21 protein-coding genes are annotated in these 21,361 nt (G+C 71.0%); 13 read left to right on the forward strand and 8 right to left on the reverse strand.

The window, feature by feature from the left end:
* Positions 1-45: 45 nt before the first annotated feature.
* Genes ACZ6YG_RS06200 through uvrB form a run of 4 tightly spaced genes read left to right on the forward strand, consistent with a single transcriptional unit; the run spans position 46 to position 4,201 of the window.
* Positions 46-960 (forward strand): ABC transporter ATP-binding protein, encoded by a 915-nt coding sequence (locus ACZ6YG_RS06200; protein ID WP_187281243.1) that lies wholly within the window; start codon positions 46-48, stop codon positions 958-960.
* A complete protein-coding gene (locus tag ACZ6YG_RS06205) occupies positions 957-1,811 on the forward strand; it encodes an ABC transporter permease (protein WP_187281242.1) in 855 nt (284 codons plus the stop codon). The genes ACZ6YG_RS06200 and ACZ6YG_RS06205 overlap by 4 nt, the downstream gene beginning before the upstream one ends.
* A gap of 14 nt (positions 1,812-1,825) precedes the next feature.
* Complete coding sequence (locus ACZ6YG_RS06210) at positions 1,826-2,059, forward strand: helix-turn-helix transcriptional regulator (protein ID WP_148032597.1); 234 nt, start codon at positions 1,826-1,828, stop codon at positions 2,057-2,059.
* 36 nt (positions 2,060-2,095) lie between these two features.
* Positions 2,096-4,201, forward strand: a complete 2,106-nt coding sequence (gene uvrB, locus ACZ6YG_RS06215; protein ID WP_148032596.1) for an excinuclease ABC subunit UvrB — start codon at positions 2,096-2,098, stop codon at positions 4,199-4,201.
* Positions 4,202-5,267: 1,066 nt separating this feature from the next.
* On the opposite strand, the gene ACZ6YG_RS06220 is transcribed toward uvrB, so the two are convergent.
* A complete protein-coding gene (locus ACZ6YG_RS06220; RefSeq protein WP_466017351.1) occupies positions 5,268-5,903 on the reverse strand; it encodes a GOLPH3/VPS74 family protein in 636 nt (211 codons plus the stop codon).
* A 188-nt stretch (positions 5,904-6,091) separates the two neighbouring features.
* Here ACZ6YG_RS06220 and ACZ6YG_RS06225 point away from each other — a divergent pair, with 188 nt between their 5' ends.
* Positions 6,092-6,577 carry a hypothetical protein gene (locus ACZ6YG_RS06225; protein WP_466017352.1) on the forward strand — a complete coding sequence of 162 codons (486 nt, stop codon included), beginning with the start codon at positions 6,092-6,094 and terminating at the stop codon, positions 6,575-6,577.
* A gap of 10 nt (positions 6,578-6,587) precedes the next feature.
* On the opposite strand, the gene ACZ6YG_RS06230 is transcribed toward ACZ6YG_RS06225, so the two are convergent.
* The 4 genes from ACZ6YG_RS06230 to ACZ6YG_RS06245 all read right to left on the reverse strand — a co-directional run bounded on the left by ACZ6YG_RS06230 (position 6,588) and on the right by ACZ6YG_RS06245 (position 9,562).
* On the reverse strand, positions 6,588-7,166 hold the full coding sequence (locus tag ACZ6YG_RS06230) for a Uma2 family endonuclease (protein WP_466017353.1): 579 nt from the start codon (positions 7,164-7,166) through the stop codon (positions 6,588-6,590).
* 57 nt (positions 7,167-7,223) lie between these two features.
* On the reverse strand, positions 7,224-7,829 hold the full coding sequence (locus ACZ6YG_RS06235) for a hypothetical protein (RefSeq protein WP_148032592.1): 606 nt from the start codon (positions 7,827-7,829) through the stop codon (positions 7,224-7,226).
* 238 nt (positions 7,830-8,067) lie between these two features.
* Complete coding sequence (locus ACZ6YG_RS06240; RefSeq protein ID WP_397197100.1) at positions 8,068-8,655, reverse strand: DUF4126 domain-containing protein; 588 nt, start codon at positions 8,653-8,655, stop codon at positions 8,068-8,070.
* Positions 8,656-8,659: 4 nt separating this feature from the next.
* A complete protein-coding gene (locus ACZ6YG_RS06245) occupies positions 8,660-9,562 on the reverse strand; it encodes a choline/ethanolamine kinase family protein (protein WP_148032590.1) in 903 nt (300 codons plus the stop codon).
* A gap of 69 nt (positions 9,563-9,631) precedes the next feature.
* Between ACZ6YG_RS06245 and ACZ6YG_RS06250 the strand changes: the two genes are divergently transcribed.
* Positions 9,632-12,010 carry a GcvT family protein gene (locus ACZ6YG_RS06250; RefSeq protein ID WP_466017354.1) on the forward strand — a complete coding sequence of 793 codons (2,379 nt, stop codon included), beginning with the start codon at positions 9,632-9,634 and terminating at the stop codon, positions 12,008-12,010.
* Here ACZ6YG_RS06250 and ACZ6YG_RS06255 read toward each other — a convergent pair.
* From ACZ6YG_RS06255 to ACZ6YG_RS06265, 3 genes are read right to left on the reverse strand one after another with little or no spacing between them, the layout of a single operon-like run.
* Positions 11,967-12,746, reverse strand: a complete 780-nt coding sequence (locus tag ACZ6YG_RS06255; protein ID WP_345483078.1) for a GntR family transcriptional regulator — start codon at positions 12,744-12,746, stop codon at positions 11,967-11,969. The two genes, ACZ6YG_RS06250 and ACZ6YG_RS06255, sit on opposite strands and share 44 nt — an antisense overlap.
* Positions 12,747-12,795: 49 nt before the next feature.
* The gene (locus tag ACZ6YG_RS06260; RefSeq protein WP_466017355.1) at positions 12,796-13,920 is read right to left on the reverse strand and encodes a nitronate monooxygenase; all 1,125 of its coding nucleotides are present in this window, start codon (positions 13,918-13,920) and stop codon (positions 12,796-12,798) included.
* A gap of 41 nt (positions 13,921-13,961) precedes the next feature.
* A complete protein-coding gene (locus ACZ6YG_RS06265; RefSeq protein WP_219550934.1) occupies positions 13,962-14,609 on the reverse strand; it encodes an acyltransferase in 648 nt (215 codons plus the stop codon).
* Positions 14,610-14,715: 106 nt separating this feature from the next.
* On the opposite strand from ACZ6YG_RS06265, the gene ACZ6YG_RS06270 reads away from it, so the two are divergent.
* The 7 genes from ACZ6YG_RS06270 to ACZ6YG_RS06300 form a co-directional block, all read left to right on the forward strand.
* Positions 14,716-16,377, forward strand: a complete 1,662-nt coding sequence (locus tag ACZ6YG_RS06270) for a CTP synthase (RefSeq protein ID WP_148032585.1) — start codon at positions 14,716-14,718, stop codon at positions 16,375-16,377.
* Between the two features lie 44 nt (positions 16,378-16,421).
* Positions 16,422-17,030: an NUDIX domain-containing protein gene (locus ACZ6YG_RS06275; protein WP_148032584.1), complete on the forward strand. Its 609-nt coding sequence runs from the start codon at positions 16,422-16,424 to the stop codon at positions 17,028-17,030.
* Complete coding sequence (locus ACZ6YG_RS06280; protein ID WP_148032583.1) at positions 17,027-17,953, forward strand: site-specific tyrosine recombinase XerD; 927 nt, start codon at positions 17,027-17,029, stop codon at positions 17,951-17,953. The genes ACZ6YG_RS06275 and ACZ6YG_RS06280 overlap by 4 nt, the downstream gene beginning before the upstream one ends.
* Positions 17,954-18,069: 116 nt before the next feature.
* Positions 18,070-19,011: a ParA family protein gene (locus tag ACZ6YG_RS06285; protein WP_148032582.1), complete on the forward strand. Its 942-nt coding sequence runs from the start codon at positions 18,070-18,072 to the stop codon at positions 19,009-19,011.
* Complete coding sequence (locus tag ACZ6YG_RS06290) at positions 19,008-19,826, forward strand: segregation and condensation protein A (protein WP_219550938.1); 819 nt, start codon at positions 19,008-19,010, stop codon at positions 19,824-19,826. Before ACZ6YG_RS06285 ends, ACZ6YG_RS06290 begins: the two co-directional genes overlap by 4 nt.
* Positions 19,819-20,550, forward strand: coding sequence for an SMC-Scp complex subunit ScpB (scpB, locus tag ACZ6YG_RS06295; protein WP_466017356.1), 732 nt, complete (start codon positions 19,819-19,821; stop codon positions 20,548-20,550). Before ACZ6YG_RS06290 ends, scpB begins: the two co-directional genes overlap by 8 nt.
* A gap of 507 nt (positions 20,551-21,057) precedes the next feature.
* Positions 21,058-21,361 (forward strand): hypothetical protein (locus ACZ6YG_RS06300; RefSeq protein WP_466017357.1); only part of this gene is annotated, 304 nt, incomplete at its 3' end.

A 21,361-nucleotide genomic window follows, 5' to 3' on the forward strand; every position in this document is an offset into this window, starting at 1 on the left:
TAGTCGTGCTATGAATGTAGTAGTCCTACTACATCGGAGGGGGTCATGAGCACCACCAGAGAACTGGACGGTGACCTCAATGTGACGAACGAGGGCACCGCGATCGAGGTCAGTGGCCTGCGTATGGCGTACGGCGACAAGGAGGTGCTGCGAGGCGTCGACTTCGCCGTCGCGCCCGGCGAGGTGATCGCCCTGCTCGGGCCGAACGGCGCGGGCAAGACCACCACGATCGAGATACTCGAAGGCTTCCGGATCCCCTCCGGCGGCCGGGTGCGGGTGCTCGGCACCGAACCGGCGCGCGGCGGCGAGGCGTGGCGGGCCAGGATCGGCGTGGTCCTGCAGTCCTGGCGCGACCACGGCCGCTGGCGGGTGCACCAGCTCCTGCACCACCTGAGCCGCTACTACGTGCCGTACGCGAAGCCCGGGCGGCTGCCGCTCGACACGGCCGACCTGATCGAGGCGGTCGGCCTCGGCAAACACGCCGGCCAGCGCGTCAGCCGGCTCTCCGGCGGCCAGCGGCGCCGCCTCGACGTCGCCATCGGCATCGTCGGCCGCCCCGAGGTGCTCTTCCTCGACGAGCCGACCGCCGGCTTCGACCCGCAGGCCAGGCGCGACTTCCACGACCTCGTGCACCGCCTGTCGGACCTGGACGACACCACGATCCTGCTCACCACGCACGACCTCGACGAGGCCGAGAAGCTCGCCGACCGCATCCTCATCCTGGCCGGCGGCAAGATCGTCGCCGACGGCAGTCCCGACAGCCTGACCCGCCAGGTCTCCCGCGACGCCCAGGTGCGCTGGAGCCGCGACGGCGAGCACTTCGTGCACGCCACCGACGACGCCACCGCCTTCGTCCGCGGCCTGTTCGAGCAGCACGGCAGCGGGATCACCGACCTGGAGGTGCGCCGGGCCACCCTGGAGGACACCTACATGGCCATCGTCAAGAGGGAGGAAGCGTGAACCCCACGCTGCACGCCGCCCGGCTGGGGCTCACCCGCGGGTGGATGGAGTTCAAGCATCAGGTGACCAGCGCGCAGGACATGGGCTTCACCGTGGTCACCACCGCGGCCTTCGTCGTCGTGCTCTACTTCCAGCGCGACGCCACCCTGCCCGGCACCGACCTCTCCCTGGCGGCGGCCACGCTGCCCGGCCTGCTCGGCCTGATGATCCCGATCAACGCGCTCATGGGCGCGGTGGGCACGCTCTCCGTCGAGCGTGAGGACGGCACCCTGCTCAGGGCCAAGGCGCTGCCCCAGGGCATGGTCGGCTACCTCGTCGGCAAGGTCGTCATGCTCTCGATATCCACCCTGGCCTCCCTGGTGGTGCTGCTCGTCGCCGGGCTGTTCCTCGTACCGGAGCTGGCCGGCACAGGGGTGGGCGGCTGGCTCACCATCGCCTGGATCACGGTGCTCGGCCTCCTGTCGGCGCTCCCGCTCGGGGCGGTCATCGGCGCCGTGGCCGGCAGCCCGCAGGCCGCCGGCGGGCTGGTGATGCTGACCGTCGGCGGGCTCACCGCGATCTCCGGGATCTTCTACCCGATCACCGCGCTCGCCGGCTGGCTGCAGGGCCTGGCCCACGTCTTCCCGCTCTACTGGCTCGGCCTCGGCATGCGCTCGGCGCTGCTGCCCGACGCGGCCGCCGCCGCGGAGATCGGCGGCTCGTGGCGCCCGGTCGAGACCACGCTCGTGCTCGTCGCCTGGGCCGTGGCCGGGCTGGTGCTGGCCCCGCCGATCCTGCGCAGGATGGCCAGGCGCGAGTCCGGCTCGCTGATGGAGCAGCGCCGTCACCGCGCCATGCAGCGGATCGGCTGAGAAGATGGGCGACGATGAGCGAGAACGTCTACAACCGCATCGCCCTGCTGCGGGCCGAGCGTGGTGTCACCCGAAGGCAGCTCGCCGACGCCCTGGGGGTGCACTACCAGACGATCGGCTACCTGGAGCGCGGCGAATACAGTCCCAGCCTCTACCTGGCGCTGCGCATCGCCGGATACTTCGAGGTGCCCGTGGAGGTCGTCTTCTCCACCACGCCGTTCCCGCGCATCGGTGAGCGATCGGCCTGACGGTTTATGTCAGTGGCTGCGCCTACAGTGGGCAGTATGCGTCCGGTCACAGATTTGCAGCGGAAGGTGGCGCCGTTCGAGGTCGTCACCGAGATGACTCCCTCGGGCGACCAGCCGACGGCCATCGCCGAGCTGGAGCGCCGCGTCAAGGCCGGGGCCAAGGACAGCGTGCTGCTCGGCGCCACCGGCACCGGCAAGACCGCCACCATCGCGTGGCTCATCGAGCGCCTGCAGCGGCCCACCCTGGTCATGCAGCCCAACAAGACGCTCGCCGCCCAGTTCGCCAACGAGCTGCGCGAGATGCTGCCCAACAACGCGGTCGAATACTTCGTCTCCTACTACGACTACTACCAGCCCGAGGCCTACGTCCCGCAGAGCGACACCTACATCGAGAAGGACTCCTCGATCAACGACGAGGTCGAGCGGCTGCGCCACTCGGCCACCAACTCGCTGCTGACCCGCCGCGACACCGTCGTGGTCGCCTCCGTGTCCTGCATCTACGGCCTCGGCACGCCGCAGGAGTACGTCGACCGCATGACCCGGCTGCGCGTCGGCATGGACATCGACCGCGACCGGCTGCTGCGCCGCCTCGTCGACATGCAGTACACCCGCAACGACCTCGCCTTCACCCGCGGCACGTTCCGGGTCCGCGGTGACACCATCGAGATCATCCCCAAGTACGAAGAGCTCGCCGTCCGCATCGAGATGTTCGGCGACGAGATCGAGAAGCTGTCCACCATGCACCCGCTCACCGGCGAGGTCATCACCGAGGACGACGAGCTCTACATCTTCCCCGCCTCCCACTACGTGGCGGGCGAGGAGCGGATGTCCGCCGCCGTCGCCGGCATCGAGGCCGAGCTGGCCGACCGGCTCGCCGAGCTGGAGCGGCAGGGCAAGCTGCTGGAGGCGCAGCGGCTGCGCATGCGCACCACCTACGACATCGAGATGATGCGCCAGATCGGCACCTGCTCCGGCATCGAGAACTACTCGCGCCACATGGACGCCCGCGAGGCCGGCAGCGCGCCCAACACGCTGCTCGACTACTTCCCCGAAGACTTCCTGCTGGTGCTCGACGAGTCCCACCAGACCGTGCCGCAGATCGGCGCCATGTACGAAGGCGACGCCTCCCGCAAGCGCACCCTCGTCGACCACGGCTTCCGGCTGCCGTCCGCGCTCGACAACCGGCCGCTGAAGTGGGAGGAGTTCCTGGAGCGCATCGGGCAGACCGTCTACCTGTCCGCCACCCCCGGGCCCTACGAGCTGGGCCGGGTCAAGGGCGACGTCGTCGAGCAGGTCATCCGGCCCACCGGGCTGGTCGACCCCGAGGTCGTGGTCAAGCCGACCAAGGGGCAGATCGACGACCTGGTGCACGAGATCCGCGAGCGGGCCGAGCGTGACGAGCGGGTGCTCGTGACCACGCTGACCAAGAAGATGGCCGAAGACCTGACCGACTACCTGCTGGAGCTCGGCATCCGGGTCCGCTACCTCCACAGCGAGGTCGACACGCTGCGCCGCATCGAGCTGCTGCGGGAGCTGCGCAGCGGCGAGTTCGACGTGCTCGTCGGCATCAACCTCCTGCGCGAGGGGCTCGACCTGCCCGAGGTGTCGCTGGTCGCCATCCTCGACGCCGACAAGGAGGGCTTCCTGCGGTCCGAGACGTCCCTCATCCAGACGATCGGGCGGGCGGCGCGTAACGTGTCCGGGCAGGTTCACATGTACGCCGACAAGGTCACGCCGTCGATGGAGCGGGCCATCGACGAGACCAACCGGCGGCGAGCCAAGCAGGTCGCCTACAACAAGGCCAACGGCATCGACCCGCAGCCGTTGCGCAAGAAGATCGCCGACATCCTCGACTCGTTGCAGCGGGAGGACGCCGACACCCGGCAGCTCATGGGGGGTGGGCGGTCCCAGTCGCGGGGCAAGGCCCCGGTGCCGGGGTTCGCCGCCAAGGCGGGGCAGCATGCCAAGGCGATCGCGGGGGAGATGCCTCGGGCGCAGATGGAGTCGTTGATCGACTCGTTGACCGAGCAGATGCATCAGGCGGCTGCCGACCTGCAGTTCGAGGTGGCGGCTCGGCTTCGTGACGAGATCAAGGAGCTCAAGCGGGAGCTTCGGGACATGCGTGAGGCTGGGGTTCGCTGACTCTCGGCCTTTGTGTCGCTGTGGTGAGTGGTTCCGCTTTTGTGCCGCTTCTGTGAGCTTTTCGGCCTATGTGTCGCCGTCGTGGGCGTTTCGGCTTTTGTGTCGCCTCTGTGGGCTTTTCGGTCCTTGTGTTGCGGGGGTGTCCTGGTCTTTGTGCCGCTGCGGTGGGCGGGCGACCCGGCCTCGCGCGATTGCCTGGGGTCTGGTGGTCTTCGCCTTCGGCGTGGCCGGGCGCGGGGGTACCTGGCACGGTCTTAACTCGGCCGGGTCGCCCGCCCACCTCCGCTTGCCCCTCTCCGTCCGTCCGGACTCGCGCCGTAGTGGTGCTTTGCCGCTTATGCGGCTGCTTTGCCGCCGATGCTGAAGCTTTGGCTCACCCGGTGCTCGGGTGCCCGCCGTAGCTGAAGCTTCGCTTTCCGGGCCATGTGAGCGCTGGTCGTCGTAGCTTTCCGGGCTCCGGTACGGTCAGCCGCGGCGTTTTTTGCGGCGGTCGGCGCGTTGCTTCTTGGCGGTGCGGGGAGGAGCGCCTGCCGGTTCGCCGAATTTCAGGGAGTCGAGTCGGCGGCGGGCCGCCGCCCAGGCCACGCCGAGGAGCGCCAGCGGGAGGAGTCAGAGCCAGGCCGTGTGCCTGAAGGACACGATCGCCGCCACCGTCGGCTCGCGGAGGCTGCGGTGGCCAGGACGTCCACGGTGACGGCGCCGGCGTGGTAGGTGTCTGGGTCGCTTACGTCGATCACGCGTTGTTCGCGTCCTCCGGTGATGGCGCGGGGCTCCGAGGCGGGGGTCGTGGTCTCGACCCCCAGCCGGGGGGAGCGCAGGGTGATGGACGGGCCGGGGCGGGGGCGCAGGGTCACCGTCAGCTTGTCCGCCAGCGGCTTCGTTCCGCCGGTCAGGTGGGCTATGGCGGATTGGTCCTCGGGGCATCTGCGGGTCGGCTCGATGAGTGGTGCCTCACCCTTGACGTCGGCGGGGATGCGGTGGGTGACCGACGGTGGCCAGCCGCTCGGGTCGGTTGCTGGGGCCCCGCCGTTCGCTGCGACGTGGGCCGTCCCCGATCTCCGTCTGGTCAGGTGGCCGTGCCGCCTGCGATCCTGCCGATGCTCTCCTTGGCGGCCTGGTCGAAGGATTGCGCGACCAGAGTGCCCAGGGGGTTCTGGGCTGCCATCTCCTGGGCGCGTCGGCGTTCCGGTTTCGGCAGGTTCTTGGGGAGGAGCTTGCCCGCGTGGGCCAGGGAGACGAGTGCCGAGACGCGGGCGTCGGGCTCGGCTCCGGTCAGCACGGCTCTCAAGCGGTCGTGGAGTGCCGCTCTTGGCGCCGGGCTGGTCTCGGGGTAGACCTCCTCTTTGAAGATGCGCAGGTAGCGGCGGGTTTCTGCGGTGATCAGGCCTTGGTGTACGAGCGCGGCCAGTAATCGGGTGCGGCGCTCGGGTGTGTACATCGAGACCCACCAGTCGGTGAAGGCCGGGGGTGGGCCGCTGTGGGCTGTCAGGTGGTGGAGTGTCTCGTCCAGTTCGGGGTTGCCGGTGGGCTCGGGGTCGCGTACGTGCAGGTGGCCGTTCTCCAGGGCGAGTCTGTCCGTGACGACGAGTTCGGCGAGCACGGCGGCGCTCAGCGTGTAGTCCAGCATCTCCTGGTTGACCGAGACCACGCCGTCGGGGCGGAGGGCCAGCAGGAGGAGCTCTTCGGCGATGAGCGGCTTCATGGATCCAATCTGGCGCATCGCGAGCCGGCATGGGCACCCGAAGCTTCTGGAGGATCGCCCGGCGAGTGGCCCGGGAAACTGCGAGGAGGCGGCTGCCGAGGAACGGCTAGGGTGCGGGGATGCGGCGGTGTGCGGGGTGCGGGTTGTGGGAGCCGGCCGGGGCGCCGGGGTGTGTGAAGTGCGCCCGGGTGGTGGACGAGCTCGTCGAGGAGGGGTGGCGGGAGTTTCTGCGGGGGGAGTTCGGAGGGCTCTCCGCTGAGGAGGAGCGGGGGGTCGCCGAGATGGTGATCGACGAGCTCGACCGGCATCTCTGGCGGGTGGTCGACGCCGCCTATGACCGGCTGGTCTGCGGGGAGTGCGGGGGAGCGCTCAGCCGAGGGCGCGCCGGGTGCGCCACGTGTGATCGGGCGCATGGTTACCGGTACGCGGCGGTCGAGGTGGATCGGCCGGGGGTGGTGCCGGGGAACGAGCATGCGCTGCGGGTGAACGTGTCGGTGGTGCGGCGGCCGTACGGGATCTCCGAGAAGGAGTTGCTGGCGCGGCGGCTGTCGCTGCCGATCCTGCTGGAAGGACATCTGCCGACCATCGAGCAGGCGCAGGCGGCCCGGGCCGTTCTCAACAAGGGCGGATCGGCCGAGGAGTACGCGGCCTTCATCTATCAGGAGTGGAGTTAGCGGGGCCGCCTCAGCGCCTGACCTTGTCCAGGTCGAGATCGACGTCGACGGGGAAGCCGATGTCGGTGCGCAGCCGGCCGCGATGGATGCCGGTGGGCAGATAGGCCTTGACGGCGGGCTCCAGCTCGAAGGTGTAGGCGACGGGGCGGTCGTCCTCCAGCTCGACGCGCCAGAAGTGTTTGATGCCCGCGCTCGCGTATTTGCTCGGCTTGGTGGTGCGGTCTCTGTCGCGGGACTCCTCGGAGACCACCTCGACGACCAGATGAACGTCTGCCGGCTTGAAAGTGGTGAGGCCGATCTGCTGGGCGGCAGCGGTCTTCACCAGCATGATGTCCGGCTCGGGGCGCTGGCGCAGGCCCAGGGTCACGGTCATCTCCCGGATGACGACGAGGTGGTCGGGCGGGCGGAGCTCCCTTTCCAGCAGCCTGAGAACAAGCATGTGGAACATTGTCTGGGGCGACATCATGATGAGCCCACCATCGATCAGTTCGACGTGCGGGGGCGCGTCGGGGGGGAGGTGATCGAGCATGTCGGCGGTCCAGCCGCCCGGAGGGCCGGGGTAGAACCATTCCGGAAAGGCTGTGGTCATGACGACGCCTCCTCGGAGATGTGACCCTTCGGAATCATGATGTCACAGTGGGTGATGTCAGGGCTGCTCTTTGCGGTCCTGCATGGTCCTGCGGTAGAGGTCGTCGATCTCCTGGAGGGGGTCGGGGGCCGGGCGGCGGGCCTCGATCTCCAGGTCGGTGCGGGTGCGCAGGTCCTCCAGGCCGGTGGCCGAGTGTTGCACCTGGTCGCTGAGGAGATCGGCGCGGATGCGGGCGCACATGGCCGTCAGCTTCGCCTGGTGCTCGCGCAGCGTGCCCAGCGTGGCGTGGTCGACGTAGCGCGAGACGCGGGCCTGCTGCGCGTACATGCCGAGCTGGCCGTCGTGCACGTCGGCCTGGGCCGTCAGGTCGGACAGCAGGCGGGGCAGGTCACCCAGGCCCCAGCCCTGGCGCTGGGCCTGCTCGACCGCCTGGCGGGTCAGCGAGACCTCGCGGCGCAGGTCGAGGCGGAGGCGCTCGACCTCGGCGGCGTCGCCGGCGCCCATGGCGTTGACGTGCGTGGTCAGCCGGGTGGTGGCCTCCCGGGCCTTGACCGCTGCCTTCTTGCCGACCTTGACCAGCACGTAGACGCCGACCCCGGCGATCAGCAGCAGGAACGCCAGGATGACCAGCACGATCATGAGGAGCTCGCCGATCGGGGACACCTCCTGTGTGGGGCTCTTGGTTTCGAGGATAGTGCCCCCGCGGCGATGGGAAAGGCCCGGCAGCGGGGTGAACGCTGCCGGGCCTCTCGTCATGCGGGCGCGGGGCGGGGGCCACTGAGCGCCCGCACGGCCGGCGGGCCGCCGTGGGGCGGACGCGGAACCCGACGGTACGGAACGAAGCGGGCGCGCCACATCCGCCTGGCAGGTGTTGACGCGGCGACCGGTGCCGCGCTACCGGTCAGATCCGGTTCCGGCGGGCGCGCCGGCGGCGGATCTTCCTGATCACCCACCAGGCGATCAGCGCCAGCAGGATCAGGGCGAGGATCACCAGGACCGGCGCGAACACCGCCACCAGGCTCAGGCCCAGGGCGCCGCTGTCTTCGGCGACGCTGGCCACCGGGGCGCCGGCGCCCGCCGTGGTGGCGTTGACCACCGGCCGGGCCGCGGTCTTCAGCAGGTGCACGGCCAGCGCCATGACGATGCCCAGCACCCAGCCGAGCCACGGGTTCTCCGCCATCCAGGCCGAGCTGTCCAGCTCGGCCGCCGCGGTGGTGGCGCTGAACACCACGCCGCCGGACGCCGGCCGGACCGCCGTCTGGATCACGTCGTTCACCGTGTCGACGGCCGGCACCTTGTCCAGCACGAACTCGGCGGCCAGCAGCACCGCGATCACCCCGAGCACGCCCCAGTTCGACAGCCAGGCGTACCCGTCGGGCAGCTTCACCGCGTCGGTGACGTTGGCGAGCACGCCCACGACCAGCAGGGGGATGTAGGCGTTCAGCCCGGCGGCGGTCGACAGGCCGAGTCCGGTCAGAGTGGCGAACATGGTTCTAGTCTGCCCGCGCCGCCTCGTCCATGAGGGACGGAAGCTCCGCGCCGGTGAACTCGGCCACCGCCCGCTCGTACTTCTCCATCCCCCACGACCAGAAGTCGAAGTCGATCGGCTGGTCCGCGCCGTCCTGGATCGACGCCCACAGCGTCCAGCCGTACTTCGCCATCAGCCCCAGCAGCCGGGCGCGCGCGATCTTGTGGCGCAGGCGGCGGCCGTAGTAGGCGGTCACCAGCTCCTCCAGCTGGCCGGGCGAGAGGTCCGACTCGCTCCACAGGTTGCCCAGCTCGAAGCAGGGGTCGTTGTTGCCCGCGTACTCGTAGTCGATCAGCCAGAGGCGCTGCCCGTCGTCGATGATGTTGCCGGCCAGCAGGTCGTTGTTACACGGAACCGTCGCTTCCCGCCGCACTTCCAGACATTTCTGGATTTGAGCGACCTGGGGCATGAACTCCAGATACCGCGCCGGCAGCCGGAACCCGCGCTCCCGCACGATCCCGAGATACCGCCGCTGCACGTCGAACATGTCGAACTCGCGGGGAAAGCGCGGCCCCGCGTGCAGCCGCCGGCACGTCTCGGCCAGCCGGGGCAGGTTCGCCGGGTCGCGCACGTCGGCCTCGGTGAACGTGCGCCCGGGGATGTAGCCCACGACCAGCCCCTCACCCGGCAGATAGGCGTGCACCGGAGCGCCCACCCCCGCCTCGGCGGCGGCCAGCGTCGCCAGGTGCTCGGCGTCCCTGTCGATGAACAGCAGCGAGCCGTCGCCGCCGAACACCCGCACCACGAACGTCCCGCCGTCGGTCGTCACCTTGAAGTTGCGGTTGGTGAGCCCGCCGGGCAGCTCCTCCACGGAACGCGGCACGCCGGACAGGAGGGGGATGCGGTCGAGGATCTCGAGCACGGCCATGGTCGATGCTAAGCCGACGCGCATTAAACGGTCTAGACCTTTAGAGTCACCGAAGGTTAGCCTCGCCGCATGAGCGACTCCGCGCGCATCGTGATCATCGGAGGTGGCGTCGGCGGCGCCTCCGTCGCCTACCATCTGACCCTGCTCGGCGAGCGGGACGTGATCCTGCTGGACCGGGACGAGCTCACCAGCGGCTCGACCTTCCACTCGGCGGGCCTGGTCGGCCAGCTCCGCGCCGACCCCACGCTGACCAGGATGAACCAGTACTCCGTGGAGCTCTACCGGACACTGGACGCGGGCTGGACCGAGTGCGGCGGCATCAAGCTGGCCTCCACCCCCGAGCGGATGGCCGAGATCCGCCGCCAGATCGGCTGGGCGCGCACGTTCGGCCTGCCGCTGGAGGAGATCTCCGTCGCCGAGGCGGCCGAGCTGTTCCCGCTGATGAGCACCGAGGGCGTGGTCGGCGCCGCCTACCTGCCCACCGACGGCCAGATCGACCCCTCCCGGCTGTGCTACGCGCTGGCGGCCAGGGCCAGGGAGGGCGGGGCGCGCGTCCGTACCCGCACCAGGGTGCTCGGCCTGGACGTCACGGACGGGCGCGTGACCGGGGTGCGCACCGACCAGGGCGACATCGCTTGCGAGGTCGTCGTCAACTGCGGCGGCATGTTCGCGGCCGAGATCGGCCGCATGGCGGGCGTGCGCGTGCCGATCGTGCCGATGTCGCACCAGTACGTGGTCACCGACGGCTTCCACGAGCACCGCGACCTCCCCACGCTGCGCGACCCCGACCTGCTCGTCTACTACCGGCAGGAGGTCAGCGGGCTGGTCATGGGCGGGTACGAGCGCGAGTGCGCCCCCTGGACGGCCACGGCCGCCTCCCACGACGCGATACCCGCGGACTTCAACGGCCGGCTGCTGCCCGAGGACTGGCCGCGGCTGGAGGAGATCTTCGACAACTCCCGGCTCCGCGTGCCCGCCATGGCCGACGTCGGCATCCGCAAGCTGATCAACGGGCCGGAGGCGTTCACCCCGGACAACGAGTTCATCCTGGGCGAGACCGAGGTCGGCGGGTTCTATGTGGCGGCCGGGTTCTGCGCGCACGGCATCGCGGGGGCGGGCGGCATCGGCAAGGTGATGGCCGAGTGGATCGTCGAGGGCGAGCCGTCCATGGACCTGTGGCACATGGACGTCCGCCGGTTCGGCGCCCAGTACCGCTCGCCGTCCTACACGCTCGCCCGCGCGGTGGAGAACTACGAGACCTACTACGACATCCGCTACCCGGGCGACGAGCGGCGGGCGGGCCGGCCGCTGCGGGTCTCTCCCGCGTACTCCTGGCACCGCGGCCACGGTGCCGTGTTCGGCGAGAAGTCCGGCTGGGAGCGGGTCAACCACTACGGGAGCGACGCCGGCGACGGCGACGAGCGGCCGCGCGGCTGGGCGGGGCGCAACTGGTCGCCCGCCATCGGCGCCGAGCACCGCGCCACGCGCGAGGCCGCCGGCCTGTTCGACGAGAGCTCGTTCGCCAAGATCGAGGTGACCGGCCCGGACGCCGCCGCGCTGCTGGAGTGGGTCTGCGACAACCGGGTGGCCCGCGCGATCGGCGCGGTCACGTACACGCAGGCGCTCAACCGGCGCGGCGGGATCGAGTGCGACTTCACCGTCACCCGGCGCGGCGAGCGGGAGTTCCTCATCGTCACCGGCACCGCGTTCGGCTCGCACGACCTCGGCTGGCTGCGCAAGCAGGCCCGGCTGCGCGGCGCCGACGTGCGGATCGCCGACGTGACCGGCCAGTACGCCTGCTTCGCGCTGTGGGGGCCGCGCGCCCGCGACATCCTCGGCACGCTCACCCCCGACCCGCTCGGCTTCCCGTTCATGACCTCGCGCGAGCTGACCGTGGGCGACGTGCCGGTGCTGGCGCTGCGGGTGACGTTCGTCGGCGAGCTGGGCTGGGAGCTCTACTGCTCCAGCGAGTACGGGCTCGCCCTGTGGGAGACGCTGTGGCGGGCCGGCGAGCCGCACGGCATGGTCGCCGGCGGCTACAAGGCCATCGACAGCCTGCGCCTGGAGAAGGGCTACCGGGTGTGGGGCGCCGACATCGGCCCCGAGACCACCCCGTACGAGGCCGGGCTCGGTTTCTGCGTCAAGATGGACAAGGAGTTCCTCGGCCGGGAGGCCCTCGACCCGCGGCCGAAGCGCAGGCTGCGCTGCGTCACGCTCGGCGACCCGCGCGCCGTCGCGCTCGGCAACGAGCCGGTGCGCGTCGACGGCGAGGTGGCCGCCCGCGTCACCTCCGGCGGCTACGGCTACACCGTCGGGTCCTCCATCGCCTACGCCTACCTGGAGGCCGAACCGGGCACCAAGGTCGAGATCGAGGTGGAGGGCACGTGGGTGCCCGGCACCGTCGTCAAGGAGCCGCTGTGGGACCCGGCGGGGGAGCGGGTCCGCTGACCCCGGACCGCACCGAGATCCGCACCCGGTCCGGCCGGAACAGGTCGCGGGCGTGCTCGACAGGCGTGCCGTCGCCGGCGTAGGCGGTGCGCTCGATCCGCATGAGCGGCGCGCCCGGCTCGATGCCGAGCTCCGCCGCCTCCGCCGGGCCCGCGACCACCGGGTCGAGGTGCTCCAGCGCGGTGCGCGGCGCCAGGTCGTAGCGCTCGGCCAGCAGCGCGTACAGCGACCTCGTCAGGTCCTCCTCCAGGAAGCCGGGCAGCGCGGGGAAGAACGAGCGCTCCAGCGCGACCGGCGAGCGGCCCGCCGAGCGCACCCGCGCCACCTCGTGCACCGGCTCGCCCGCCGCGAGCTCCAGCGCGGCGGCCACCGGGGCCGGCGCGGGCACCGTGCGCGCCACCAGGACGCGCGCCTCGGCCCGCAGGTGAGCGCGGCGCATCTGCTCGGTGAACCCGGCCAGCCCCGTCAGGTCGCACTCGACGCGCGGCTCGGCCACGAACGCCCCGCCCGCCCGGCCGGGCACCCTGATCAGCACCCCGTCGGACTCCAGCCGCGCCAGGGCCTGCCGGAGCGTCATCCGGCTCACTCCGAGCCGCCCGGCCAGCTCCCGCTCCCCGGGCAGCCGGTCACCCGGCGCCAGCTCGCCCCGGTCTATCGAGTCGAGCAGCCACCGTTCGATCTGCACGTGCGCGGGCACGCCGGTGCCCCGCTCCAGCTCAGGCGGTGTCCCGACCACACCGCATATTGACACGCTTCGGGGGCTGAGCGCCAAAGCGGGTGAAGCGTCACTCCGCCAGCCGGTTGAGCCGATCCAGCGCCTCGCCGAACTCGCTGATCATCTCGTACACCACCTCGCGGGCCGGCTTCACCTGGTTGAGCTGCCCCACCACCTGGCCGACGAAGTAGCCGGCCAGCTCCAGCGCGCCCGGCTCGCCCCGCTCGGCCGCCGCCGTGATGCGGGCCATCGCGTGCTCGGCCACCAGCATCTGCAGCGGCATGCCCAGCGGGCCCGGGCTCTCCTGGCCGTGGTCCCACTCCTCGGTCCACGCGTTGGCGAGCTGGCGGGCCGGCTTGCCGGTACGCGAGCGGGACCGGACCGTGTCCAGCGACGAGGCCGCCAGGAACTTGCGCTTGACCGCCTGGGGCGTCTCCGCCTCCTCCGTGGTCAGCCAGACCGAGCCGCACCAGACGCCCTGCGCGCCGAGCGCCATCGCCGCCGCCATCTGGCGGCCCGAGGCGATGCCGCCGGCGGCCAGCACCGGCACCGGCGCGACCGCGTCCACCACCTGCGGCGTCAGCACCAGGGTGGAGATCTCGCCGGTGTGGCCGCCCGCCTCGGTGCCCTGCGCGACGATGACGTCCGCGCCCGCGGCCACCTGCCGGCGCGCGTGCTCCACGGTGCCGACCAGCGCCGCCACCGGCACCCCCGCCGCGCGCGCCCGCGCCACCATCTCCGGCGGCGGCGGGCCCAGCGCGGAGGCGATCAGCCCGATCGGGTGCTTGAGCGCCACGTCGATCAGCCCGGTCGCGCCCGCCGCCGACACCCGCCGGGCGAACTCGTCGGCCGCCGCGCCCACCGGCTGCTGCCCGGGCCCGCCCACGCCGTACTTGGCCATCAGGTGCGTGACGAAGTCGCGGTGCCGCTCGGGGATCAGCTCGGCGACCCGCACGCCGCCGAGGGCGGCGGCGTCCACCTTGCCGGGGACGAGCACGTCCACGCCGTACGGCCTGCCGCCCACCTGCTCGTCGATCCAGGTGAGCTCCACGTCGAGCTGTTCGGGGGTGTACGCGATCGCGCCCAGCACACCGAACCCGCCCGCGTTCGTCACCGCCGCCACCACGTCACGGCAGTGGCTGAAGGCGAACAGCGGGAACTCGATGCCTAGACGCTCGCTGATGGCGGTCCGCATGCACCGACGCTAACCGCCAGAAGCATGTTCGGTCCAGATGGTCAGGAAGCGGCCAGCGGCGAGACGCCCGGCGCGTGCCAGCCTAAGTCCGCGTCGTACGCCCGCACGAGCTTGGCCGGCACCCCCGCCACCACGCTGTGGTCGGGGAACTCGCCGCGCACCACCGCGCCGCCCGCCACCACGCACTGCCGCCCCAGCCGGGTGCCGGGCAGCACGATCGCGCCCGCGCCCAGCCATGAGCCCGACCCGATCGAGACCGGGTTGTTGCGCGGCCACTGCCGGCCGATCGGCACGTCGGGGTCGTCGTAGACGTGGTTCTGGTCGGTGATGTAGACGTACGGGCCGGTGAAGACGTCGTCACCGATGTCGATCGACTGATGCGCGACCACGTGCGTGCCGCGGCCGATCGAGCAGCTCTCGCCGATCCGCAGGATCGAGTCCGGGCCCAGGTCGGCGCCCGGCCACATGCCGCACGACAGCGACACGCGCTCGCCGATCAGCGTGTGGTCGCCGATCTCGATCCATTCCTCGCCGAAGATCGCCCCCGGGGGGAAGGCGATCTTCGCTCCCTCGCCCAGATGGCGGAACCGGTAGCCGGCGGGAGTGCGCGGGGTGATCGCGCCGGCCTCCCGGACCGCCGCGTAGGCACGGTGGATCAGCGTGCCGATCGCCCGCCGTACAAGTGACATAAAGACCAAAGTTACCGCTTGGTCATACCGTTCGGGCATGTGAGGGGCGTTGTTTGATATCCTGAGAGCCCGTGGACACTAGCCACACCTAGCCACGGGAGCCTCCTTGCGCAGCGCCACGCAAACCAAGCATCTGTTCGTCACCGGCGGCGTCGCCTCCAGTCTCGGCAAGGGGCTCACCGCCTCCAGCCTCGGCCGCCTGCTCAAGGGCCGCGGACTCCGGGTCACGATGCAGAAGCTCGACCCCTACCTCAACGTCGACCCAGGGACGATGAACCCGTTCCAGCACGGCGAGGTCTTCGTCACCGACGACGGCGCCGAGACCGACCTCGACGTCGGCCACTACGAGCGCTTCCTCGACACCGACCTGCACGGCTCGGCCAACGTGACCACCGGCCAGGTCTACTCCAACGTCATCGCCAAGGAGCGGCGCGGCGAGTACCTCGGCGACACCGTCCAGGTCATCCCGCACATCACCAACGAGATCAAGGACCGCATCCGGGGCATGGCCGGCCCCGACGTCGACGTGGTCATCACCGAGGTGGGCGGCACCGTCGGCGACATCGAGTCGCTGCCGTTCCTGGAGGCCGTGCGGCAGATCCGCCACGAGGTGGGCCGCGACAACGTGTTCTTCCTGCACGTCTCCCTGCTGCCCTACATCGGCCCGTCGGGCGAGCTCAAGACCAAGCCCACCCAGCACAGCGTGGCCGCGCTGCGCAGCATAGGCATCCAGCCCGACGCCATCGTGCTCCGCTCCGACCGGCCCGTCCAGGTCGCGATCAAGCGCAAGATCAGCCTGATGTGCGACGTGGACGAGGACGCCGTGGTCAGCTGCGTCGACGCCGCCTCCATCTACGACATCCCGCGCGTCCTGCACTCCGAGGGGCTCGACGCGTACGTGGTGCGCCGCCTCGGCCTGCCCTTCCGCGACGTCGACTGGAAGGAGTGGGACCAGCTCCTGCGCCGCGTGCACCGGCCGGCCAAGGAGGTCACGATCGCGCTGGTCGGCAAGTACATCGACCTGCCCGACGCCTACCTGTCGGTCACCGAGGCGCTGCGCGCGGGCGGGTTCGCCAACGACGCCAGGGTCAACATCCGCTGGGTCAAGAGCGACGACTGCGAGACCCCCGAAGGCGCCGAGCGCGAGCTCGACGGCGTCGACGGCGTGCTCATCCCGGGCGGCTTCGGCGTGCGCGGCATCGAGGGCAAGATCGGCGCCATCCGCCACGCCCGGGAGAACAAGATCCCGCTGCTCGGCATCTGCCTCGGCATGCAGGGCATGGTCATCGAGGCCGCCCGCGACATGGCCGGCCTGGAGGACGCGAACTCCGCCGAGTTCGACCCCGACACCAAGCACCCCGTCATCTCCACCATGGCCGACCAGGAGGACGTCGTCGCCGGCGAGCGCGACATGGGCGGCACCATGCGGCTCGGCAGCTACACCGCCAAGCTCGGCGAGGGCACCCTCGCCCGCCAGCTCTACGGCAAGGCCAAGGCCGCCGAGCGCCACCGCCACCGCTACGAGGTCAACAACGCCTACCGCGAGCGGCTGGAGAAGGTCGGCCTGGTGTTCTCCGGCGTGTCGCCCGACGGCCGCCTGGTCGAGTACACCGAGCTGCCCGCCGACGTGCACCCGTTCTTCATCGGCACCCAGGCCCACCCCGAGTTCCGCTCCCGGCCCACCCGCGCCAACCCGATGTTCAAGGGGCTCATCGGCGCCTCGCTCGCCTACGCCGACAGCAGGGTGGCGGCTAAGGTGGCCAAGTGAAGATCGGCTCGGGTGACCGGCGAGGGGCGGAAGCGGGTGCGGACATGATCCAAGACACGCCCGAGTCCTGGGAGGTCGTCGAGACCAGGAAGCGGTTCGAGGGCTACGTGATCGACGTGGTCACCGACACCGTGCGGATGCCGCGCGACGAGACCGCCGACCGCGACTACGTCCGCCACCCCGGCTCGGTCGGGGTGCTCGCGCTCGACGACGACCGGCGGGTGCTGCTCATCAGGCAGTACCGCCACCCGGCCCGGCGGCTGCTGTGGGAGCTGCCCGCCGGGATCCGCGACGTCGAGGGCGAGCCGCTGGTCGAGGGCGCCGCCCGCGAGCTGGCCGAGGAGGCCGGCTACCGCGCCGCCACCTGGCACACCCTCGTCGACATCCTCACCTCGCCCGGCTGCTCCGACGAGCGCATCCGCGTCTTCCTGGCCCGCGGCCTGGAGAAGATCCCCGACGAGGAGAACCACTTCGAGCACCGCCACGAGGAGATCGGCATGCCGGTCGAATGGGTGCCGCTCGACGACGCCGTGCGCCGCGTGCTCGCGGGGATGATCCACAATTCTGCGGCCGTGGCCGGTATTCTCGCCGCATATGCGGCCGCGGCCGACGGGTTCGCCGGCCTGCGCCCGGCGGACGCTCCGGAGGCATGAAGGAAAGGACCATTCCCGTGGAGGCGGTGCTGTCCAGCTACCTCGCCCACCTCGCGGTGGAGCGCGGCCTGGCCGCCAACACGCTCGCCTCCTACCGGCGCGACCTGCGCCGTTACGCCGAGCACCTGCGCTCGCGCGGCCGGGCCGAGCTCGACCAGGTGGCGGAGTCCGACGTACGCGCCTTCCTCGCCGCGCTGCGCGAGGGCGACGGCGAGCACCCGGCGCTCGTGGCCAGCTCGGCCGCACGCGCCGTGTCCGCCGTGCGTGGCCTGCACCGCTTCGCGCTGCGCGAGGGCGTCACCGTGCACGACCCCGCCCATCAGGTGCGCCCGCCACGCCAGCTCCGCAGGCTTCCCAAGGCCGTCTCCGTCGACCAGGTCGAGCGGCTCATCGCCGCCTCGGGCCCCGACGGCGCGCCGCTCACCCTGCGCAACCGCGCCCTGCTGGAGGTCCTCTACGGCACCGGCGCCCGCATCTCCGAGGCCGTCGGCCTGGCCGTCGACGACCTGGAGGACGACCAGGTGCGGCTCTGCGGCAAGGGCGGCCGCACCCGCGTGGTCCCGCTCGGCCGCTACGCCCGCGCCGCGCTCGACGCCTACCTCGTACGGGCCAGGCCCGGTCTGCTGGCCCACGGCCGCGGCACTCCCGCCGTGTTCCTCAACGCCCGCGGCGGGCGGCTCACCCGCCAGGGCGCGTGGGAGGTCCTGCAGGCCGCCGCCGAACGGGCCGGGCTGGCCGGGATATCTCCCCATGTTCTCCGCCATTCGTTCGCAACACACCTCCTCGACGGCGGCGCCGACGTTAGGGTGGTGCAGGAGTTGCTCGGCCACGCCTCCGTGACGACCACCCAGGTCTACACGCTGGTCACGGTCGACAAACTCAGAGAGGTGTACGCGGCGGCGCATCCCCGCGCCCGTCAGTGATCTATAGTCTTTTGGGTCGTGCGGCACTCCGGCGTGCCGCCTTGCCGCGTTAAGTGGTGACGCCATAGTGTCCGTCCGGACGGTCCGGTTCGGGATCGTCAGGGAGGTTCGAGCTGGTGACTGTGAAGACCAACGGTTCGACCCCGGGGACCCCCGACAACCCCTGGGGTGACACCAAGACCAACGCGCCTTCCAAGGGCGTCAACCTGGGCCCCACGCAGCGGCCCCGCCCGGTGTTCCCGGAGCCGGTGCCGCGCGACGTCCACGGCCCGGCCCGCGTGGTCGCCATGGTCAACCAGAAGGGCGGGGTCGGCAAGACCACCACCACCATCAACCTCGGCGCCGCCCTCGTCGAATGCGGCCTCAAAGTGCTGCTCGTCGACTTCGACCCGCAGGGCGCGCTCTCCGTCGGCCTCGGCATCAACCCGCTCCAGCTCGACCTCACGGTCTACAACCTGCTGATGGAGCGCAACGTCAGCGCCGAGGACGTGCTGCTGGAGACCGGCGTCGAGGGCCTCGACCTGCTGCCCAGCAACATCGACCTGTCCGCCGCCGAGGTCCAGCTCGTCACCGAGGTGGCCCGCGAGCAGGTGCTCGGCCGCGTCATCAAGCCGCTGCTGCCGCACTACGACGTCTGCCTCATCGACTGCCAGCCGTCGCTGGGCCTGCTCACCATCAACGCCCTCACCTGCGCGCACGGCGTCATGGTGCCGCTGGAGTGCGAGTTCTTCGCGCTGCGCGGCGTCGCCCTGCTCATGGACACCATCACCAAGGTGCAGGAGCGGCTCAACGAGGACCTCGAGATCGAGGGCCTGCTCGCCACCATGTACGACGCGCGCACGCTCCACGGCCGCGAGGTGCTCGCCCGCGTCGTGGAGGCCTTCGGCGACAAGGTCTTCCACACCGTGATCAACCGTACGGTGCGCTTCCCCGACGCCACGGTGGCCGGCGAGCCGATCACCACCTTCGACCCGTCCTCGCTCGGCGCCAACGCCTACCGCGAGCTGGCCCGGGAAGTGCTCTCGCGCTGGCCGCAGCCTGCCACAATGGCGAGGTGACAGAGCAGCAGGCCGAGCCCCAGGGCTTCCAGGTCCACCTGGACGTCTTCGAAGGGCCCTTCGACCTGCTGCTCGGGCTGATCTCCAAGCACAAGCTCGACATCACCGAGGTCTCCCTCTCGCAGGTGACCGACGAGTTCATCTCCTACATCCGCTCCCGCGGCCCCGAGTGGGATCTCGACCAGACCAGCCACTTCCTGCTGGTCGCGGCCACCCTGCTCGACCTCAAGGCGGCCCGGCTGCTGCCGTCGGGCGAGGTCGAGGACGAGGAGGACCTCGCCCTGCTGGAGGCCCGCGACCTGCTGTTCGCCCGCCTCCTGCAGTACAAGGCCTACAAGGAGGTCGCCAAGATCTTCGCCGGGCGGATGGCCGACGAGGCGCTCCGCTTCCCGCGCAGCGTCCCCATGGAGCCGCAGTTCGCCGGCCTGCTGCCGGAGCTGGTGCTCGGCATCGGCCCCGAGGAGCTGGCCCGCATCGCCGCCCGCGCCTTCACCCCCAAGCTCCCGCCGACCGTCGGCGTCGGCCACATCTACCAACCGCTCGCCAATGTGCGCGAGCAGGCCGCTATTCTGGTGGAGCGCCTGCGCCGCATGCGCAGAGCCACTTTCAGGGCCCTGGTCGCCGACTGCGAGGGCACCTACGAGGTCATCGCCCGCTTCCTGGCCGTCCTGGAGCTGTTCCGGGAGTCCGCGGTCAGCTTCGAGCAGGTCGAGCCACTCGGCGACCTGCACGTCACGTGGACGGGCACCGACGACGGCGACGTCTCGGTGGGAGACGACTACGAGGAGAGCCCGGAGAAACCCGCAGATGGCTGACGACTCCCGCCCGCGCAAGGACCTGCCCGCCTGGATGACCCTCCCCGGCTCCCTGATCCCGTCCTCTCCCGAGGACCTCCAGGACGCCGCGGAGGCCCCCGAACGTGTCGATCCGCAGGAAGAGCCTGAGGACGCCCGTTTCGAGGAGCCCGTCACCGAGACACCTCCGCACGAGGCGCCGGGTCCCGAGCTCAAGCCGGCGCTGGAGGCCATCCTCATGGTCGTCGACGAGCCCGTACGGGAGGTCACCCTGGCCCAGGTGCTGGAGCGGCCCACCCACGAGGTGACGGCGGCACTGCGTGAGCTCTCAGCGGAATACGAAGCCTCCGCGCGGGGTTTCGATCTGAGGCAGGTCGCGGGAGGGTGGCGATACTATTCGCGCCCCGCGTACGCGCCGCTCGTGGAGCGGTTCGTCCGTGACGGCCAGCAGGCGAGGCTGACCCAGGCCGCGCTTGAGACGCTCGCGGTCGTGGCCTACCGGCAGCCGGTGAGCCGGGCGCGGGTGGCCGCGGTGCGCGGCGTCAGCAGCGACGGCGTCATGCGGACGCTGGTCGCGAGGGGGCTGGTCGAGGAGGCCGGCACCGACCCGGAGAGCCAAGCCGTGCTCTACCGGACAAGCTCATACTTCCTTGAGCGTCTGGGACTGAACGACGTCAGTGAGCTTCCCGAGCTCGCGCCGTTCCTCCCCGACGACGTGGAGAACATCGAGGAGACGACGAAGTGATCAACAGGCGAAGCACCCCGTCCGGTGATGGACGCGGTCGAGGACGCGCCGGCGGCTCCGGCCGCGGCGGGCGTCCCGCCTTCCGCTCGGACGATTCGCGCGGCCGTACGCGCCGCGACGACTCCCGTGACGGTTCCCAGCGAGACGAGCGCCGGGGTTCCGGCAGAGACGACTTCAGCGGCGGCTCCCGCCGCGACGACGCGCGCGGTTCCTCGGGCGGGTCCTACCGTGGGGATGACGCGCGCGGGGGTTCCCGCGGTGGCGGTAACCGCGGGGATGACCGCCGGGGTTCCGGCGGGGGTATCCGCAGCGACCGTCGGGGTTCGCGGGACGACCGTGGCGGATTCCGTCGTGATGACGCGCGCGGGTCTTCGGGCGGTTCGTTCCGTCGTGATGACGCGCGTGGGTCCTCGGGCGGGTCCTACCGTGGGGACGACGCGCGCGGGGGTTCCCGCGGTGGCGGTTTCCGCGGCGATGACCGTCGGAGTTCCGGCGGGGAGTTCCGTGGTGACCGTCGGGGTTCGCGGGATGACCGTGGTGGGTTCCGTCGTGATGATGCGCGTGGGTCTTCGGGCGGGTCCTTCCGTCGCGATGACGCGCGTGAGGGTTCCCGTCGTGACGGTTTCCGTGGCGATGACCGCCGGGGTTCCGGCGGGGAGTTCCGTGGTGACCGTCGGGGTTCGCGGGATGACCGTGGCGGGTTCCGTCGTGACGACGCGCGTGGGTCTTCGGGCGGGTCCTTCCGTCGCGATGACGCGCGTGAGGGTTCCCGTCGTGACGGTTTCCGTGGCGATGACCGCCGGGGTTCCGG

This window comes from Nonomuraea sp. NPDC054003 (assembly GCF_055585125.1).

What these genes read in the sequence shown, in the direction of transcription:
- ACZ6YG_RS06200 (WP_187281243.1), top strand. Translation starts at nt 46, where the DNA reads ATGAGCACCACCAGAGAACTGGACGGTGACCTCAATGTGACGAACGAG.
- ACZ6YG_RS06210 (WP_148032597.1), top strand. Translation starts at nt 1,826, where the DNA reads ATGAGCGAGAACGTCTACAACCGCATCGCCCTGCTGCGGGCCGAGCGT.
- uvrB (WP_148032596.1), top strand. Translation starts at nt 2,096, where the DNA reads ATGCGTCCGGTCACAGATTTGCAGCGGAAGGTGGCGCCGTTCGAGGTC.
- ACZ6YG_RS06220 (WP_466017351.1), bottom strand. Translation starts at nt 5,903, where the DNA reads ATGAAGCCGCTCATCGCCGAAGAGCTCCTCCTGCTGGCCCTCCGCCCC.
- ACZ6YG_RS06230 (WP_466017353.1), bottom strand. Translation starts at nt 7,166, where the DNA reads ATGACCACAGCCTTTCCGGAATGGTTCTACCCCGGCCCTCCGGGCGGC.
- ACZ6YG_RS06240 (WP_397197100.1), bottom strand. Translation starts at nt 8,655, where the DNA reads ATGTTCGCCACTCTGACCGGACTCGGCCTGTCGACCGCCGCCGGGCTG.
- ACZ6YG_RS06245 (WP_148032590.1), bottom strand. Translation starts at nt 9,562, where the DNA reads ATGGCCGTGCTCGAGATCCTCGACCGCATCCCCCTCCTGTCCGGCGTG.
- ACZ6YG_RS06250 (WP_466017354.1), top strand. Translation starts at nt 9,632, where the DNA reads ATGAGCGACTCCGCGCGCATCGTGATCATCGGAGGTGGCGTCGGCGGC.
- ACZ6YG_RS06260 (WP_466017355.1), bottom strand. Translation starts at nt 13,920, where the DNA reads ATGCGGACCGCCATCAGCGAGCGTCTAGGCATCGAGTTCCCGCTGTTC.
- ACZ6YG_RS06265 (WP_219550934.1), bottom strand. Translation starts at nt 14,609, where the DNA reads ATGTCACTTGTACGGCGGGCGATCGGCACGCTGATCCACCGTGCCTAC.
- ACZ6YG_RS06275 (WP_148032584.1), top strand. Translation starts at nt 16,422, where the DNA reads ATGATCCAAGACACGCCCGAGTCCTGGGAGGTCGTCGAGACCAGGAAG.
- ACZ6YG_RS06280 (WP_148032583.1), top strand. Translation starts at nt 17,027, where the DNA reads ATGAAGGAAAGGACCATTCCCGTGGAGGCGGTGCTGTCCAGCTACCTC.
- scpB (WP_466017356.1), top strand. Translation starts at nt 19,819, where the DNA reads ATGGCTGACGACTCCCGCCCGCGCAAGGACCTGCCCGCCTGGATGACC.